Below are 17784 nucleotides of genomic sequence, written 5' to 3'. Positions count from 1 at the left end.
TGCAAAGTTTGCGTCTACGCTTCGCGAATCTGTGCCTGAAGATAGTTCTGGAGTCCCATCTTCTGGAGCAGATCCAGTTCCGTTTCCAGCCAGTCAATGTGACCTTCTTCATCAGCAAGGATTTCGATCATCATATCCCGGCTAACGTAGTCATGGACGCTGTCGGCATAGGCAATAGCTTCACGTAAATCTTTAGCCCCATCGAGTTCGAGTCGAAGATCGGATTGCAGCATCTCTTCAACATCTTCGCCTATACCCAACTTACCAAGATCCTGTAAGTTTGGGAGCCCTTCTAAGAATAAAATACGCTCGATATATTTATCAGCGTGTTTCATCTCATCGATAGATTCATGGTACTCAACATCATTGAGGCGAGTCAGTCCCCAGTTTTTGAACATACGAGCATGGAGAAAATACTGGTTGATTGCGACAAGCTCATTTCCCAATAGTTTATTGAGATAATTTATGATTTTAACATCACCTTTCATTTTATAGTCCCTCCGCTTCCACTCTTAGAGCGTAGATGGGGCTACAGGGATGTCAAAAAAAAGAGTGTGACTTAGGCGATCTCTTTAAATTCTGGCATTTGCGTTAATTCATCCTGCATGACTTCGCGGGCAGCACGAATGCACTTACCACATTGATTTCCAACAGGAATAAATTTACGCAATTGCTGAAAGGACTGAGGATGAAACTGGCGAACAGCCTGACGTATTTTTTTATCACTTATCGCATTACACAAACAAACGTACATGATCGCTCCCGTTCAATTTCTGCGCAAAGTGTAAATGAGAATAGTTATGATTACAATAGCACAACGCTATTTACGCAGCGGGAGAATGAATGAAAAATGCGAATAAATATGACAACTGCTAAATCGCGGACAGCAAAAAGGGCGCCGAAGCGCCCTTTTTAAGCTCAAAGCTAATTAATCAATAATTAGCTCATTACTTTAGCAACAACGCCCGCACCAACAGTACGGCCGCCTTCACGGATTGCGAAACGCAGACCGTCGTCCATCGCGATTGGGTGGATCAGGGTAACAACCATTTTGATGTTGTCGCCCGGCATTACCATCTCAACGCCTTCCGGCAGTTCGATGGTACCAGTCACGTCAGTAGTACGGAAGTAGAACTGCGGACGGTAGCCTTTGAAGAACGGAGTATGACGGCCGCCTTCGTCTTTGGACAGAATGTACACTTCAGATTCGAACTTGGTGTGCGGCTTGATAGAGCCCGGCTTAGCCAGTACCTGACCACGTTCGATTTCTTCACGTTTGATACCACGCAGCAGAACACCAACGTTCTCACCAGCACGGCCTTCGTCCAGCAGTTTGCGGAACATTTCAACGCCAGTACAGGTAGACTTAGCAGTATCCTTGATACCAACGATTTCAACTTCTTCACCAACTTTGATGATACCGCGCTCTACACGACCGGTAACAACGGTACCACGACCGGAGATGGAGAATACGTCTTCGATAGGCAGCAGGAACGGCTTGTCAATCGCACGCTCTGGTTCCGGGATGTAAGAATCCAGGAAGCCAGCCAGTTCGATGATTTTCGCTTCCCACTCTGCTTCGCCTTCCAGCGCTTTCAGAGCAGAACCACGAACGATCGGAGTGTCGTCGCCCGGGAAATCGTACTGAGACAGAAGTTCACGAACTTCCATTTCTACCAGTTCCAGCAGCTCTTCGTCATCAACCATGTCGCATTTGTTCAGGAACACGATGATGTACGGAACGCCTACCTGACGACCCAGCAGGATGTGCTCACGAGTCTGCGGCATCGGGCCGTCAGTCGCAGCAACAACCAGGATCGCGCCGTCCATCTGCGCAGCACCGGTGATCATGTTTTTAACATAGTCGGCGTGGCCCGGGCAGTCTACGTGTGCGTAGTGGCGAGTCGGGGTGTCATATTCAACGTGAGAAGTGTTGATGGTGATACCACGAGCTTTTTCTTCCGGCGCGTTATCGATCTGGTCGAATGCACGAGCAGCACCGCCGTAGGTTTTAGCCAGTACGGTGGTGATTGCAGCGGTCAGGGTAGTTTTACCGTGGTCAACGTGGCCGATGGTGCCGACGTTAACGTGCGGTTTTGTACGTTCAAATTTTTCTTTAGACACGGCTATATTCCTTACTATAGTGCTCTCCCCTGGGGAGAGAGCACGGGACTTAGGTTTTAATCCTGTGGCTTATTTACCACGGGCTTCAATAACGGCCTGAGCAACGTTGTTCGGCGCATCGTCGTACTTCAGGAACTCCATGGAGTAAGAAGCACGGCCTTTGGTCAGAGAACGCAGCTGGGTTGCATATCCGAACATTTCAGACAGCGGAACTTCAGCATGGATAACAACGCCAGTGACGTTGGATTCCTGACCACGAAGCATACCACGACGGCGGCTCAAGTCACCGATTACGTCACCGGTGTTCTCTTCCGGAGTCTCTACTTCAACCTTCATGATAGGCTCAAGCAGAACTGGTTTCGCTTTCTTAAAGCCATCTTTGAAGGCGATAGAAGCGGCCAGTTTAAACGCCAGCTCAGAGGAGTCAACGTCATGGTAAGAACCGAAGTGCAGACGCACGCCCAGATCAACAACCGGGTAACCAGCCAGCGGGCCAGATTTCAGCTGTTCCTGGATGCCTTTATCAACGGCCGGGATGTATTCGCCAGGAATTACACCACCTTTGATGTCGTTGATGAACTCGTAGCCTTTCGGGTTTGAACCCGGCTCCAGCGGGTACATGTCGATAACAACATGACCGTACTGACCGCGACCACCAGACTGCTTAGCGTGTTTACCTTCGATATCGGTAACTTTCGCGCGAATCGCTTCACGGTAAGCAACCTGAGGTTTACCGACGTTCGCTTCAACGTTGAATTCACGCTTCATACGGTCAACGATGATGTCGAGGTGCAGCTCACCCATACCGGCGATAATGGTCTGGTTAGATTCTTCGTCAGTCCAAACGCGGAATGACGGGTCTTCTTTAGCCAGACGGCCCAGAGCCAGACCCATTTTTTCCTGGTCAGCTTTGGTTTTCGGTTCTACCGCGATGGAGATTACCGGCTCAGGGAATTCCATACGCTCCAGAATGATCGGGTGATCCGGGTCACACAGAGTGTCACCAGTGGTCACGTCTTTCAGACCGATAGCAGCAGCGATATCGCCCGCGCGAACTTCTTTGATCTCTTCACGTTTGTTAGCGTGCATCTGTACGATACGGCCAAAACGCTCGCGTGCAGTTTTCACTGAGTTCAGGATGGTGTCACCGGAGTTAACCACACCAGAGTACACGCGGAAGAAGGTCAGGTTACCCACGAACGGGTCGGTAGCGATTTTGAATGCCAGAGCAGCAAACGGCTCTTCATCGCTAGCATGACGCTCAGCCGGAGTATCTTTACCGTCGTCCAGAATACCGTTGATCGCAGGTACGTCGACTGGGGATGGCAGGTAATCAATTACCGCATCCAGCATCGCCTGAACACCTTTGTTCTTGAACGCAGAACCACAGGTTACCAGGATGATTTCGTTGTTCAGAACGCGCTGACGCAGAGCTTTTTTGATCTCTTCTTCAGTCAGTTCTTCACCACCCAGGTATTTCTCCATCAGCTCTTCTGAAGCTTCCGCAGCGGACTCGATCAGGTTCTGGTGCCATTCTTCAGCCAGTTCCTGCATGTCAGCCGGGATATCTTCATAAGTGAAGGTTACGCCTGCATCTTCTTCGTTCCAGTTGATGGCTTTCATTTTCACCAGGTCAACAACACCGGTGAACGCTTCTTCAGCGCCAATCGCCAACTGCAGCGGAACAGGGTTCGCGCCCAGACGGGTTTTGATCTGACCAACAACTTTCAGGAAGTTCGCACCCATACGGTCCATTTTGTTAACGAACGCAATGCGTGGAACTTTATATTTGTTTGCCTGACGCCATACGGTTTCAGACTGAGGCTGAACACCACCAACTGCGCAGTAAACCATTACTGCACCATCAAGCACACGCATGGAACGTTCTACTTCGATAGTGAAGTCAACGTGCCCCGGGGTGTCGATGATGTTAACGCGATGCGGTTCATACTGCTTAGCCATACCAGACCAGAATGCAGTAGTCGCTGCGGAGGTGATAGTAATACCACGCTCCTGCTCCTGCTCCATCCAGTCCATGGTGGCTGCGCCGTCATGAACTTCACCGATTTTATGGTTTACACCGGTGTAGAACAGAATACGTTCGGTAGTAGTGGTTTTACCGGCGTCGATGTGCGCACTGATACCGATGTTACGGTAGCGCGCGATGGGTGTTGTACGAGCCATTTGATTCCTCGTTTATCTTTTAGGCGTTCAATTTAAGTAGCCCAAAGCGGGCTGCTTACTAGAAGCGCCCGCCTGGTGACTAAAACTCCGAAGGGATTACCAACGGTAGTGTGCGAACGCCTTGTTGGCTTCTGCCATACGGTGAACGTCTTCACGTTTCTTAACTGCAGTACCTTTGTTTTCTGCAGCATCAGAAAGTTCGTTCGCCAGGCGCAGAGCCATGGATTTATCACCGCGTTTACGAGCAGCTTCAACGATCCAACGCATTGCCAGGGCATTACGGCGAACCGGACGGACTTCAACTGGAACCTGATAAGTAGAACCACCAACGCGGCGAGACTTAACTTCGACAGTCGGACGCACGTTTTCAAGGGCTACTTCAAAAGCTTCCAAGCCATCTTTACCAGAACGCTGAGCCAGGGTCTCCAGCGCGCTGTATACGATGGTTTCTGCAGTAGATTTTTTACCATCTACCATCAGGATATTTACAAATTTAGCCAGCAGCTCTGATCCGAACTTAGGATCCGGCAGAATTTTACGCTGACCAATGACGCGACGACGTGGCATGGGAATACTCCGTTGTTAATTCAGGATTGTCCAAAACTCTACGAGTTTAGTTTGACATTAATATAAAACGTTTGGCCTTACTTAACGGAGAACCATTAAGCCTTAGGACGTTTCACGCCATACTTGGAGCGTGATTGCTTACGGTCTTTAACGCCGGAGCAGTCAAGCGCACCGCGAACGGTGTGGTAACGAACACCCGGGAGGTCTTTTACACGACCGCCACGGATCAGGATCACGGAGTGCTCCTGCAGGTTGTGACCTTCACCACCGATGTAGGAAGTCACTTCAAAACCGTTAGTCAAACGCACACGGCATACTTTACGCAGTGCGGAGTTTGGTTTTTTAGGAGTGGTAGTATATACACGAGTACATACGCCACGTTTCTGCGGGCATGCTTCCAGTGCAGGCACGTTGCTCTTTGCAACTTTGCGTGCGCGTGGTTTGCGTACCAGCTGGTTAACTGTTGCCATTAAATAGCTCCTGGTTGTAGCTTTCGCTTCGTAAACACGTAATAAAACGACCTCATACAATATGAGGACGCAGAATTTTAGGTCGGTGTCGAAAAGGTGTCAAGAAATATACAACGATCCCACAATTACCAGGACATCTGGCTGGGATGCTTCACCGTAAGTCTGACGAAGTCAGTATAGCTAACCCTGACGACACTGTCTGAAATTTGACCACCTAAGCCGCGAGCTTTAATGTCTTCTTCCAGTACATAGACCTTAATGGAGGCATTTTGCAGACTTTCAAGGAAACGGCTTCCTTCTATTGCCGCGGTCACGCCATCCTGAAGCAATAAAAGTTCATCGTCTTTACCAATCAGGCGAAGAAGAGAGGAGAAATCGGTAAGCCACGCGGAACGATGTAATGTGTGCAGCATGAGTATCTCAAAACCTTAAAATGACGTCATAGTTGCCTAGCTCACGGCGTAAATCTTCCGGTTCCAACGCTGTCGCATCGACCACAAAATTATCCCCCTGTTGGAGGCCTCGCTCGCGTAATGAGGCGGCACAAAGCCAACATTGATCGATATCGTACAACCCTAACAGCTTGAAGGTTGCGATATAGTCGCGAGCCAGCACGACATCCGGTTGTTGTCCCTGGAGGATTTGAAAAACGCCATCGCCGATAAAGAATACGCCGAGGTCTTCCGTTAATGCCGATGTCGCCAGTAAGGCATCTAACCCTTCGCGGCCAGACGAACTGCCATGCGGCACGGTAGAAAAGACAAAAGCAACACGTTTCATTAAAACTGCACCACGCGATCGCAGGTCAGGGATGCCTCAGCCAGCGAACCCAGCCCGCTGAGATTAAAACCTGATTGTAAATTAGCCCCTGCCAGTCCCAGTCGCTTCGCTTCTGTTTCATCAACGACGCCGCGACGCAGCGCCGCAGCTACGCAGATATTCAGCGTCACGCCATGCTGCTGGTTCAGCTGTTGCCAGGCCCGCACCAGATCATATTCATCACTGGCAGGTGAAGTCAGGAAGTTGGCGTTATACACACCTTCACGATAGAAAAAGACGCTGCATAGGTCATGCCCTTCTTTGAGTAACGCATGAGCAAATTGCAACGCGCTGCTCGCCTGCTGCGTGCCATAAGCTGGCCCAGTCACCATAATGGCAAAACGCATTACTTGTCTTGCCCCTGGAAATCGCCGCTTTTGAACTGACGAATATAGAGGTAAACCGTGTGCTTGGAGATGTTCAGCCGATCGGCGACCTGGTTAATGGCATCTTTAATATCGAAAATACCTTTCTCATACAGATTCAGGACAATCTGGCGATTCTTGGCATTGTTGGAAACATTACGATCAGCATTCACTTCTTCAATCGTGAACTCCAACGTTTGGGTAACCAGGTCTTCCACCGAAGAAGCGAAGTTGACGGCAGAACCCACTTCCGGGGTTTCCGGTGGGATAAAGGTATTCATTATCTGCGAGAATGGAACATCAAGGTTCATGTTGATGCACAGCAGACCAATCACGCGATGCTCACGGTTGCGAATGGCAATCGTCACCGACTTCATCAAGACACCGCTTTTCGCACGTGTGAAGTAACACTTCGACACGCTGCTATCCGCACCCGTCATATCATGCAGCATACGCAACGCAAGGTCAGTAATCGGCGAGCCAATTTTGCGGCCCGTGTGTTCACCGTTAGCAATGCGGATGGCCGAGCATTTCAAATCCTGCAAAGAGTGCAATACGATTTCACAATGGGAACCAATGAGCATCGCCAACCCGTCCACAACCGCTTCGTAGGATTTGAGGATATCGAAATCGGTTTGATCGAAAGGACGTTGATCCAGTAAATCTAGCTCACTGGTTTCGTTGGTTAAAAGCGACCTGGACATGAAAAAAAGCACTCCTTTTCAGGAGCCTGTCGTTATGTTGTCAGGGCAGGCTCATCACTATTATAGGGGCATCTAAAGTAATACAGCGCACAAGGCGCTTTCCAGTATTAATTATATCCTGTCGATAATAAAAAACCGCCGCCCTGTGGGCGGCGGTATCTGGTTACTTACTTTTTGCTGCTGTCCGCAGCTTTAGCTGCCGGTGCAGCATCTGGCTGCGCATCGGCTTTCGGTGCCGGTTTGATGTCTAACAGTTCAACATCAAAGACCAGCGTAGAGTTAGCCGGAATGCCCGGTACGCCGGTTTTGCCGTAAGCCAGATCCGGCGGGATAACCAGCTGGATTTTGCCGCCTTTCTTGATGTTTTTCAGGCCTTCGGTCCAGCCTGGGATAACACCGTCAAGACGGAAAGAGAGCGGCTCACCGCGGGTATAAGAGTTATCAAACTCTTTACCATCAATCAGCGTACCTTTGTAGTTGACTACCACGGTATCGCTATCTTTCGGTGCAGCGCCGGTACCTTCTTTCTCTACTTTATAGACCAGGCCAGTAGAAGAGGTTTTAACGCCCTTCTCTTTAGCAAATTTCTCGCGGTAAACTTTACCTTTGGCTTCATTGTCAGCCGCGTCTTTTTCCATTTTCGCCTGAGCGGAGCTCTTCACGCGTGCTTCAAACGCCTGCAGAGTTTGTTCGATTTCCTGGTCAGACAGTTTGCTCTTGTCTGCAAACGCATCCTGAACGCCAGCGATCAGCTGATCTTTATCCAGTTTGATGCCCAGTTTTTCCTGCTCTTTCAGAGAGTTTTCCATATAACGACCCAGGGACGCGCCCAGCGCGTAAGCGGCTTTTTGATCGTCATTCTTGAATGCTGCTTTGCTGTCAGCAGTAGCGGCTGGTTTCGCAGCGTCAGCAGCGAAGGTGATCGGGGCATGCAGAGCAACAGCCATTGTGGTCGCCAGCAGCGTTACTTTAAACAGTGATTTCATCCATATCTCCAGGGCCGGGGCATCTCACCCCAAGGTTAGCTAACATAAAAATGTACTATAAAGCGTTGCAGAACAAATCAACATACGGGCACGCCCTATTATCACCACTTTTCAGACTCTTTTTGTTTAAATTAGTTTCGTGACCGAAGATTGAGTGCTGTGCAAACAGGCAAAGTTAAGTAGAATTCGCCGCAGTCCGCGATCTGCCGGAGAAAAAAGAAAGAGGTGAATCATGCAGGATACAACAATGGAAACTCGCCTGGCTGAACTGGAAAGTCGCCTGGCATTTCAGGAGATAACCATTGAAGAGCTCAACGTGACGGTGACCGCGCATGAACTGGAAATGGCAAAACTCCGCGACCATCTGCGTTTATTGACGGAGAAGCTCAAGGCAACGCAGCCGTCCCACATCGCGTCGCAGTCTGAAGAGACCCCGCCGCCACATTATTGAGACATAAAAAAAGCGGGATATTCCCGCTTTTTTTTTATGCCGTATAACAATTAGTGGCAACCGCAACCGCCGCCGTTACCTTTACCGCCACCGCCGCAGCAGCCTTCGCCACCGTGCTCGTGACCATGGTCGTGACCGTGACCACCGCAGCAACCGTCATGACCGTGGTCATGATCGTGGTCGTGACCGTGCGCACCGTGAACGTGACCGTGAGCCAGCTCTTCTTCGGTCGCTTCGCGGATAGCGACAACTTCTACGTTGAATTTCAGATTCTGGCCAGCCAGCATGTGGTTACCGTCAACCACAACGTGGTCGTCTTCCACTTCGGTAATTTCTACTGGTACTGGACCCTGGTCAGTTTCAGCCAGGAAACGCATGCCAACCTGCAGTTCATCAACGCCCATGAAGACGTCTTTAGGAACGCGCTGCACCAGGTTTTCGTCGTACTGACCGTATGCGTCGTTTGCGCCAACAGCAACATCGAATTTGTCGCCAACTTCATGACCGTCCAGCGCTGTTTCCAGGCCAGAAATCAGGGAACCGTGACCATGCAGGTAGTCCAGCGGTGCACTCACCGGAGACTCATCAACCAACACACCGTCTTCTGTACGTACCTGATAGGCCAGGCTGACCACCAGGTCCTTTGCTACTTTCATGATATCTCCTGAGCATGGAAAGAATAGTGGCGCAGATTGTAGCGGAATTCTGCACCCGTGTACCCTCTAGCTTAAAAAAAGCTGCGCCATATCGCTAGTCCGGATGAAAAATCCCGATCACTTGCTCTTCTTTGCGAACGTGCTCGCGCGCCTCTTTATCGGCTTCCCGCATCTGATGACCGCACTTAACACACTCAACAATATCGATATTATTTTCGCGCCACATCGCCAGCGTATCCTGCGCCTGGCAGGACGGACATTTTGCGCCTGCGATAAAACGTTTACGAATTGCCATGGTTACCTCTACTCAAATTCATCCCAGCCATCCAGCTGACGTCGCTCTTGCTGCATCTCTCGTTGGAAAATCTCCTCAAGCTCGCGCCGGGCTTCCCTGGCTCGGGAGATTTGTACCGTATCCGTGTGCATGGGGATCAGTTCCCGCAACATGCGCATATCCAGCCGCCGAAAATGCAGCTGAGCGCGCTGAGCCTGGTGCGGATGCATCCCTAGCGTAACCAGCGTTTTTCGCCCTAACTCCAGCGCACTGGAAAATGTTTCGCGGGAAAACTGCGTCACACCAGCCTGTAATAACTCATGCGCCTCTACACGTCCGCGCGCACGCGCAAGAATATGCAAATGCGGAAAATACTGTTGGCACAGCTCCACCAGCTTCATAGTGTCTTCAGGTTCATTACAGGTAATAACAATAGACTGTGCGGCTTCTGCACCCGCGGAACGCAACAGATCCACCTGCGTGGCATCACCGTAATAGACCTTATAGCCATATTTGCGCATTAGATTCACTGCGCTGATATCTCTTTCCAGGACGGTAATACGCATTTTATTGGCCATCAACAGACGACCAATAACCTGACCAAAGCGCCCAAAACCCACCACAATCACCTGCGGTTTATCATCTTCCACCCAGGGTTTTTCATCTTCTTCATCCGTGCCGTTAAACTGGCGGGAGAGCCATTTATCAATCAACTTCATCACCAGCGGCGTGGTCATCATCGACAGCGTGACGGTCACCAACAACAGCGCCATTTGGTCACCCTGAAACAGCCGTTGGGAAGAGGCCGTTGAAAACAGCACGAAAGCGAATTCACCGCCCTGGCTTAAAACCCCGGCAAACTGCATCCGTTCTGAGCTTCTCATGCCGTTAAGACGCGCCAGTACATACAGCACCAGCATTTTTACGACCACCAGCACCATCACGCTCGCCGCCACCCACAAAATATGGGTATAGAGCACGCCAAGGTTAAGCGACATACCTACGGAGATAAAAAACAGGCCAAGCAACAGGCCTTTAAACGGATCGATTGCCGTTTCCAACTCATGTCGGTATTCGCTTTCCGCCAGCAGAACGCCCGCGATAAAGGTCCCCAGCGCCATCGACAGACCCAGCGCATCCATAAATAAAGCAGAACCCAGCACTAACAGCAGCGTGGCGGCGGTGAACACTTCCCGCACGCCAGAATCCGCAATAAAGCGGAAAACCGGACGCAGCAAATAACGCCCGCCAATCAGCATGCCGGCAAAGGCCAGCACCTTCATCCCTACTTTGATCCAGTCAAAATGTTCGTCAGCAGATCCCGCCAGCAGCGGAACCAGCGCCAACGCGGGGATCACCGCCAGATCTTGAAACAGCAGCACCGAAAAGCCCAGTTGTCCGGATTCACTGCGGTTCATGCCTTTTTCGCGCATCAACTGTAGCGCCATAGCGGTCGATGACATCGCCAGACCAATGCCGCCAACCACTGCCGCCTGCCAGGAGAACGCTGTAAGCATCAGTAGCCCTGCCAGCACGACCGCACTTAGCATCACCTGCGCGGCGCCGACGCCAAAAATTGAACGCCGCAATTGCCACAGTTTGGCTGGATTAAGTTCCAGCCCAATGATGAACATCAGAAAAACTACGCCCAGTTCGGAAAAGTGTAAGATTTCATCCACGTCGCTGATGAACCCTAATCCCCATGGGCCAATAGCAATCCCCGCCAGCAAGTAACCCAGCACCGGACCGATACCCAGTTTTGAGGCCAGCGGAACGGCAGCCACCGCCGCGAAGAGGAACAACACGCCGGCAGTCAATAAATCAGAACCTTCCATCAGCGGCCTCCCACAGGGATCGGATTCGCCAGCCAGTCACCATACGCTTTCGCATGGCTGTCCAGCTCCTGTTTCGTTTGCCGTCTGGCCCAGTAGACAATGATAGGGCTCATCCAGTGCATGCGGCACATACCGGCCGTTAGCTCAAAAGGGCGCAGTACATCGCTCATTGGATAACGGTTTAGCGCGTCATAGCGGTAGGCGCTTTCCGGCTCTCCGGTAGTGATAACGCTCCGCCAGTACTTTCCCGCCAGTTGATTCCCCCCGGGGCCGCTGGCAAATCCTCGACTCAGTACGCGGTCAAGCCACTCCTTTAACAATGCCGGGCAGCTATAGGTGTAGAGCGGATGCTGAAAAACAATCACATCATGCTCGCGCAGCAGCGCCTGCTCATGCGGAATGTCGATAAAAAAGTCAGGATAGTGCGCGTACAGGTCGTGCACGGTAACATTGCTGAGCTGCATGGCCGGTTTAAGCAGTACCCGGTTCGCGACCGAGTCCTGAGATTCCGGATGGGCATACAGCAGCAAGACTTTCGCTGGCTGGAACATCATCCCCCTCCCGGTTTTGTCTTTTGTCTATTTTCGACGTTTTGGGCTACCATTGCGCCTCGGTGCGGCAAATGGCCCACACATTACATTATCATAATGATAAATTAACATAGTCTGAACATACGGCGCCTTATGATTGTTTTCTCATCGTTACAAATTCGTCGCGGCGTGCGCGTCTTGCTGGAAAATGCCACGGCCACCATTAATCCAGGGCAGAAAGTTGGCCTGGTAGGTAAAAATGGCTGCGGTAAATCTACCCTGCTGGCATTGCTGAAAAATGAACTCAGCGCCGACGCCGGAGGATTTACCTATCCGGGAAACTGGCAGCTCGCGTGGGTTAATCAGGAAACGCCTGCGTTGCCACAGCCGGCGTTGGAGTATGTGATTGACGGCGACCGCGAGTATCGTCAACTGGAAGCACAGTTGAACGATGCCAACGAACGTAACGATGGACACGCCATTGCCACCGTCCATGGCAAGCTGGATGCCATCGACGCCTGGACTGTGCGCTCACGCGCCGCCAGCCTGCTGCATGGCCTCGGCTTCTCCAACGAACAGCTTGAACGTCCCGTCAGCGATTTTTCCGGTGGCTGGCGTATGCGTCTCAACCTGGCTCAGGCGCTGATTTGCCGTTCAGACCTGCTGCTGCTCGATGAACCAACCAACCACCTCGATCTCGACGCGGTGATCTGGCTGGAAAGATGGCTGAAAAGCTATCAGGGCACGCTGATTTTGATCTCCCACGACCGTGACTTCCTCGACCCGGTGGTGGATAAAATTATTCATATCGAACAGCAAACGATGTTCGAGTACACCGGCAACTACAGCGCGTTTGAAATCCAGCGAGCGACCCGCCTCGCACAGCAACAGGCAATGTACGAAAGCCAGCAGGAGCGCGTGGCGCATCTGCAAAGCTATATCGATCGTTTCCGCGCCAAAGCCACCAAAGCAAAGCAGGCGCAGAGCCGTATCAAAATGCTGGAACGCATGGAGCTGATTGCCCCTGCGCACGTGGACAACCCGTTCCACTTCAGCTTCCGCGAGCCGGAAAGCCTGCCGAACCCGCTGTTAAAGATGGAAAAGGTCAGCGCCGGCTACGGCGACCGCGTCATTCTCGATTCGATCAAACTGAATCTGGTGCCGGGGTCTCGCATCGGCCTGCTCGGACGCAACGGCGCGGGTAAATCTACGCTGATTAAGCTGCTGGCCGGCGAACTGGCCCCCATCAGCGGCGAGGTTGGCCTGGCAAAAGGCATCAAGCTGGGTTACTTCGCACAGCACCAGCTGGAGTTTTTACGCGCCGATGAATCACCTATACAGCACCTGGCACGCATGGCGCCGCAGGAGCTGGAGCAGAAACTGCGAGACTACCTCGGCGGATTCGGCTTCCAGGGCGATAAAGTCAGCGAAGAGACTCGCCGCTTCTCCGGTGGAGAAAAAGCGCGTCTGGTGCTGGCATTGATCGTCTGGCAGCGCCCGAACCTGCTGCTGCTTGATGAACCGACCAACCACCTGGATTTGGATATGCGTCAGGCGCTGACCGAAGCGCTGATCGATTTCGAAGGCGCACTGGTTGTGGTCTCGCACGACCGTCACCTGATTCGCTCTACTACCGATGACCTCTATCTGGTGCACGACAAGAAAGTCGAGCCGTTTGATGGCGATCTTGAGGATTATCAGCAGTGGCTGAGCGATGTGCAAAAACAGGAAAACCAGAGCGACGAACCGGTAAAAGAGAGCGTTAACAGCGCCCAGGCACGTAAAGACCAGAAGCGTCGCGAAGCTGAACTACGCACCCTGACGCAACCGCTACGTAAAGAGATTTCCCGCCTGGAAAAAGAGATGGAGAAACTGCACGCACAGCTGGCACAGGCGGAAGAAAAACTCGGCGATAGCGAACTGTACGACCAAAGCCGCAAAGCCGAACTCACGGCATGCTTGCAGCAGCAGGCCAGTGCGAAATCCGGACTGGAAGAGTGCGAGATGGCCTGGCTGGAGGCTCAGGAACAGCTTGAGCAGATGCAGGCCGAGTAATCATGAGTGCCGGATAAGGCGAAGCCGCCATCCGGCACTATAGCCGATGATTGCCTGCTGACTGACTCGCGACAAAATCACATATTGGCTAACCCGCACGCGCTGTGCGCGGTATAGTTATTCTTTCCGATTATTAATTGCTCTGGTGTTATGGTTGAAATCACGTCCACAGAAATAACTCCACCTACCGACGATTCACGAGAATTCCGTCCGATGCGCGGTATCAGTAACCGCCATCTGCAGACGATGCTGCCGCGTTTAATTCGCCGCAAGGTGAAGTTCGACGCCCACTGGCAGCGTCTGGAATTGCCCGACGGTGATTTTGTCGATCTGGCATGGAGTGAAGATCCGCAACAGGCGAAACATAAACCGCGCCTGGTGGTTTTTCACGGTCTGGAAGGCAGTCTGAACAGCCCGTACGCACATGGCCTGATTGAAGCAGCGCAAAAGCGCGGCTGGCTGGGCGTGGTGATGCATTTTCGCGGCTGCAGCGGCGAACCCAATCGTCTGAACCGTATTTATCACTCCGGTGAAACAGAAGATGGCACCTGGTTTTTACACTGGCTGGCACGTGAGTTCGGTCGCGTGCCGACCGCGGCGGTAGGCTATTCGCTCGGTGGAAACATGCTGGCCTGCCTGCTGGCAAAAGAAGGTACTGAGATTCCAATTGATGCCGCGGTTATCGTTTCCGCGCCTTTCGTGCTGGAAGCCTGTAGTTACCATATGGACAAGGGATTCTCCCGGGTCTATCAGCGCTACCTGCTAAACCTGTTGAAAGCCAATGCCTCGCGCAAGCTAGAGGCGTATCCAGGATCGCTGCCGGTGAGTCTGGGCCAGTTGAAATCTCTGCGTCGCATTCGCGATTTTGACGATTTGATCACCGCTAAAATCCATGGTTTCGCCGATGCTATAGACTATTACCGTCAGTGTAGCGCTATGCCGTTGCTCAACCAGATCGCCAAACCCACGCTGATTATCCATGCCAAAGACGATCCGTTTATGGATCATCACGTGATCCCTAAACCGGAAAATCTGCCCTCACAGGTAGAGTATCAACTGACGGAACACGGCGGCCACGTCGGATTCATTGGCGGCACGGTGCGCCGTCCTGAGATGTGGCTGGAATCCAGAATCCCGGACTGGCTGACAACGTATCTGGAGGCATCATCATGATCATCCCCTGGCAAGATATCTCCCCGGACGCGCTGGACAATCTGATTGAAAGCTTTGTCTTGCGCGAAGGCACCGATTATGGTGAACATGAACGCTCGCTCGAACAAAAAGTCGCCGACGTCAAACGCCAACTACAATCTGGTGAAGCCGTGCTGGTATGGTCCGAACTGCATGAAACGGTCAACATTATGCCGAGGAAGCAGATTCACGAGTAATCCGTAGCCGACGGCCGACTATAATAAAAATTCAACCTATTCATGGAGTTGTTATGTCTGCCAAACATCCGGTGATTGCGGTAACAGGGTCCAGCGGCGCGGGGACCACCACCACCAGCCTCGCGTTTCGTAAAATTTTCGCGCAGTTAAATCTGCGCGCCGCCGAGGTGGAAGGTGACAGTTTTCATCGTTATACCCGTCCGGAAATGGACATGGCGATTCGCAAAGCGCGCGATGCCGGGCGGCATATCAGCTATTTCGGCCCCGAAGCTAATGACTTCGGTCTGCTGGAGCAAACCTTCATCGAATACGGCCAAACGGGCAAAGGTCAGTCGCGAAAATATCTGCACACCTACGATGAGGCCGTACCGTGGAATCAGGTTCCGGGTACATTTACGCCCTGGCAGCCGCTGCCTGAACCGACGGATGTACTGTTCTATGAAGGACTACACGGCGGCGTCGTAACCCCACAGCAAAACGTGGCGCGGCATGTCGATCTGCTGGTTGGCGTAGTGCCGATCGTGAACCTGGAATGGATTCAGAAGCTGACCCGCGATACCAGCGAGCGGGGACACTCGCGCGAAGCGGTGATGGACTCAGTGGTGCGCTCAATGGACGATTACATCAATTACATTACGCCGCAGTTTTCCCGTACGCACATTAACTTCCAGCGCGTACCGACCGTTGATACCTCCAACCCCTTTGCCGCCAAAAGTATTCCATCACTGGATGAAAGCTTTGTCGTGATTCATTTTCGGAACCTGGAAGGGATCGACTTCCCGTGGCTACTGGCCATGCTGCAGGGATCATTCATTTCCCATATCAATACGTTGGTTGTTCCGGGCGGGAAAATGGGTCTGGCGATGGAATTGATTATGCTGCCGCTGGTCCAGCGACTGATGGAAGGCAAAAAGATAGAGTAAGGTGTTATTTTGCCGGATCGCGGCTGATGCCTTATCCGGCCTACGCGTTTATATCCTGTAGGCCTGATAAGTGAAACGCCATCAGGCATGACATCACGAAGCAGCAACCACTTCATAGGAGTGGGTAATGTTCACCGCCTTTTCCAGCATCAGCGCCACAGAGCAATATTTTTCCGCAGAGAGATCGACTGCGCGCGAAACGGACGCATCTTTCAGATCGTTACCCGTTACGATGAAATGCAGGTTAATGTGGGTAAACAGGCGCGGCGCTTCATCACGACGCTCTGAGGTCAGTTTCACTTCGCAGTTGGTCACATCCTGACGGCCTTTTTGCAGGATCGAAACCACATCAATTGCGCTGCAACCACCCGCAGCCATTAATACCATTTCCATCGGGCTCGGCGCTTTATCACCGGAGTTACCGTCCATCAAAATTTGGTGGCCAGAGGCGGACTCACCGAGGAAGGTTAACCCCTCAACCCACTTTACACGCGCTTGCATATTTCGTAACTCCAATGTTTCAATTTTCCTGACAGATTACGCGTACATAACAATTCTCGCAACGGAAGGCGACCTGCGTCATGCTGAAGCGAGACACCAGGAGACACACGGCGAAAGCTATGCTAAAACAGTCAGGATGCTACAGTAATACATTGACGTACTGCATGTATGCAGAGGACATCACATTACAGGCTGCAGTTAATTTTTGACAGCCCCTTTCCCAGGTAGCGGGAAGCATATTTTTGCAAACCCAGAGGCAGCGTCGTTTTCTGGCTCTGGAGACAGCTTATAACAGAGGATAACCGCGCATGGTGCTTGGCAAACCGCAAACAGACCCGACTCTCGAATGGTTCTTGTCTCATTGCCATATTCATAAGTACCCATCGAAGAGCACGCTGATTCACCAGGGTGAAAAAGCGGAAACGTTGTATTACATCGTTAAAGGCTCAGTGGCAGTGCTGATCAAAGATGAAGAAGGGAAAGAAATGATCCTTTCTTATCTGAATCAGGGCGATTTTATTGGTGAATTAGGCCTCTTCGAAGAAGGTCAGGAACGTAGCGCCTGGGTACGTGCCAAAACCGCATGTGAAGTCGCTGAAATTTCATACAAAAAATTTCGCCAATTAATCCAGGTCAACCCGGATATTCTGATGCGCCTGTCTTCACAGATGGCACGTCGCCTGCAGGTCACGTCTGAAAAAGTCGGCAACCTTGCCTTCCTCGACGTAACGGGTCGTATCGCGCAGACTCTGCTGAATCTGGCGAAACAGCCTGATGCGATGACCCACCCGGACGGCATGCAGATTAAAATCACCCGTCAGGAAATCGGCCAGATCGTTGGCTGCTCCCGTGAGACCGTTGGTCGTATTCTGAAGATGCTGGAAGATCAAAACCTGATCTCCGCACACGGTAAGACCATCGTCGTCTACGGCACCCGTTAACCCCATCGAAG

Annotated in this window: 21 protein-coding genes and 1 pseudogene; 6 read left to right on the top strand and 16 right to left on the bottom strand. The window is 51.8% G+C overall.

Features of this window, described 5'->3' with window-relative positions:
• Window positions 1–14: 14 nt before the first annotated feature.
• From bfr to fkpA, 11 genes are all read right to left on the bottom strand, one after another.
• A complete protein-coding gene (gene bfr / locus HV345_RS01795; protein WP_016154761.1) occupies window positions 15–488 on the bottom strand; it encodes a bacterioferritin in 474 nt (157 codons plus the stop codon).
• Window positions 489–559: 71 nt separating this feature from the next.
• Window positions 560–754, bottom strand: a complete 195-nt coding sequence (gene bfd, locus HV345_RS01790; RefSeq protein ID WP_003031111.1) for a bacterioferritin-associated ferredoxin — start codon at window positions 752–754, stop codon at window positions 560–562.
• Between the two features lie 185 nt (window positions 755–939).
• Window positions 940–2124, bottom strand: coding sequence for an elongation factor Tu (tuf, locus tag HV345_RS01785; protein WP_016157942.1), 1185 nt, complete (start codon window positions 2122–2124; stop codon window positions 940–942).
• A 69-nt stretch (window positions 2125–2193) separates the two neighbouring features.
• Complete coding sequence (gene fusA / locus HV345_RS01780; protein ID WP_016154762.1) at window positions 2194–4308, bottom strand: elongation factor G; 2115 nt, start codon at window positions 4306–4308, stop codon at window positions 2194–2196.
• Between the two features lie 96 nt (window positions 4309–4404).
• Complete coding sequence (gene rpsG, locus HV345_RS01775; RefSeq protein ID WP_016154763.1) at window positions 4405–4875, bottom strand: 30S ribosomal protein S7; 471 nt, start codon at window positions 4873–4875, stop codon at window positions 4405–4407.
• A 95-nt stretch (window positions 4876–4970) separates the two neighbouring features.
• Window positions 4971–5345, bottom strand: coding sequence for a 30S ribosomal protein S12 (gene rpsL, locus HV345_RS01770; protein ID WP_003023654.1), 375 nt, complete (start codon window positions 5343–5345; stop codon window positions 4971–4973).
• 125 nt (window positions 5346–5470) lie between these two features.
• The gene (tusB, locus tag HV345_RS01765; RefSeq protein WP_016154764.1) at window positions 5471–5758 is read right to left on the bottom strand and encodes a sulfurtransferase complex subunit TusB; all 288 of its coding nucleotides are present in this window, start codon (window positions 5756–5758) and stop codon (window positions 5471–5473) included.
• Window positions 5759–5765: 7 nt separating this feature from the next.
• A complete protein-coding gene (gene tusC / locus HV345_RS01760; RefSeq protein ID WP_016154765.1) occupies window positions 5766–6125 on the bottom strand; it encodes a sulfurtransferase complex subunit TusC in 360 nt (119 codons plus the stop codon).
• Window positions 6125–6511: a sulfurtransferase complex subunit TusD gene (tusD, locus tag HV345_RS01755; RefSeq protein WP_047501481.1), complete on the bottom strand. Its 387-nt coding sequence runs from the start codon at window positions 6509–6511 to the stop codon at window positions 6125–6127. The genes tusC and tusD overlap by 1 nt, the downstream gene beginning before the upstream one ends.
• Window positions 6511–7233, bottom strand: coding sequence for a transcriptional regulator (locus HV345_RS01750; protein ID WP_003023643.1), 723 nt, complete (start codon window positions 7231–7233; stop codon window positions 6511–6513). Before HV345_RS01750 ends, tusD begins: the two co-directional genes overlap by 1 nt.
• Window positions 7234–7400: 167 nt before the next feature.
• The gene (fkpA, locus tag HV345_RS01745; protein ID WP_016154767.1) at window positions 7401–8219 is read right to left on the bottom strand and encodes an FKBP-type peptidyl-prolyl cis-trans isomerase; all 819 of its coding nucleotides are present in this window, start codon (window positions 8217–8219) and stop codon (window positions 7401–7403) included.
• A 232-nt stretch (window positions 8220–8451) separates the two neighbouring features.
• On the opposite strand from fkpA, the gene HV345_RS01740 reads away from it, so the two are divergent.
• Window positions 8452–8670: a protein SlyX gene (locus tag HV345_RS01740; protein ID WP_003023639.1), complete on the top strand. Its 219-nt coding sequence runs from the start codon at window positions 8452–8454 to the stop codon at window positions 8668–8670.
• Window positions 8671–8720: 50 nt separating this feature from the next.
• Here the strand turns inward: HV345_RS01740 and slyD are convergent, their stop codons facing one another.
• The 4 genes from slyD to kefG form a co-directional block, all read right to left on the bottom strand.
• Window positions 8721–9326: a peptidylprolyl isomerase gene (gene slyD, locus HV345_RS01735; protein WP_003023634.1), complete on the bottom strand. Its 606-nt coding sequence runs from the start codon at window positions 9324–9326 to the stop codon at window positions 8721–8723.
• 94 nt (window positions 9327–9420) lie between these two features.
• Window positions 9421–9621: a YheV family putative zinc ribbon protein gene (locus tag HV345_RS01730; protein ID WP_016154768.1), complete on the bottom strand. Its 201-nt coding sequence runs from the start codon at window positions 9619–9621 to the stop codon at window positions 9421–9423.
• A gap of 8 nt (window positions 9622–9629) precedes the next feature.
• Window positions 9630–11435: a glutathione-regulated potassium-efflux system protein KefB gene (gene kefB, locus HV345_RS01725; protein WP_016154769.1), complete on the bottom strand. Its 1806-nt coding sequence runs from the start codon at window positions 11433–11435 to the stop codon at window positions 9630–9632.
• Window positions 11435–11986: a glutathione-regulated potassium-efflux system ancillary protein KefG gene (gene kefG / locus HV345_RS01720; protein WP_003023629.1), complete on the bottom strand. Its 552-nt coding sequence runs from the start codon at window positions 11984–11986 to the stop codon at window positions 11435–11437. The genes kefB and kefG overlap by 1 nt, the downstream gene beginning before the upstream one ends.
• 132 nt (window positions 11987–12118) lie before the next feature.
• Here kefG and HV345_RS01715 point away from each other — a divergent pair, with 132 nt between their 5' ends.
• The 4 genes and pseudogenes from HV345_RS01715 (at window position 12119) to HV345_RS01700 (ending at window position 16331) form a co-directional block, all read left to right on the top strand.
• On the top strand, window positions 12119–14020 hold the full coding sequence (locus HV345_RS01715; RefSeq protein WP_181636193.1) for an ABC transporter ATP-binding protein: 1902 nt from the start codon (window positions 12119–12121) through the stop codon (window positions 14018–14020).
• Window positions 14021–14124: 104 nt separating this feature from the next.
• Window positions 14125–15193: pseudogene (locus HV345_RS01710) on the top strand (hydrolase).
• Entirely contained in the window at window positions 15190–15408 is a 219-nt protein-coding gene (locus HV345_RS01705; protein WP_003023615.1) for a YheU family protein, read from the top strand. The pseudogene HV345_RS01710 and the gene HV345_RS01705 overlap by 4 nt, the downstream one beginning before the upstream one ends.
• Before the next feature lie 53 nt (window positions 15409–15461).
• Window positions 15462–16331, top strand: a complete 870-nt coding sequence (locus HV345_RS01700; RefSeq protein WP_003827751.1) for a phosphoribulokinase — start codon at window positions 15462–15464, stop codon at window positions 16329–16331.
• Window positions 16332–16424: 93 nt separating this feature from the next.
• Here HV345_RS01700 and HV345_RS01695 read toward each other — a convergent pair whose 3' ends face one another.
• Complete coding sequence (locus HV345_RS01695; RefSeq protein ID WP_016154773.1) at window positions 16425–16832, bottom strand: OsmC family protein; 408 nt, start codon at window positions 16830–16832, stop codon at window positions 16425–16427.
• Between the two features lie 308 nt (window positions 16833–17140).
• On the opposite strand from HV345_RS01695, the gene crp reads away from it, so the two are divergent.
• A complete protein-coding gene (gene crp / locus HV345_RS01690) occupies window positions 17141–17773 on the top strand; it encodes a cAMP-activated global transcriptional regulator CRP (RefSeq protein ID WP_000242758.1) in 633 nt (210 codons plus the stop codon).
• The last annotated feature ends 11 nt before the right edge of the window (window positions 17774–17784 follow it).

This window comes from Citrobacter sp. RHBSTW-00986, from assembly GCF_013783065.1.
Classification (GTDB): domain Bacteria; phylum Pseudomonadota; class Gammaproteobacteria; order Enterobacterales; family Enterobacteriaceae; genus Citrobacter; species Citrobacter braakii.
This window is presented reverse-complemented; position numbering and strand designations above follow the sequence as displayed.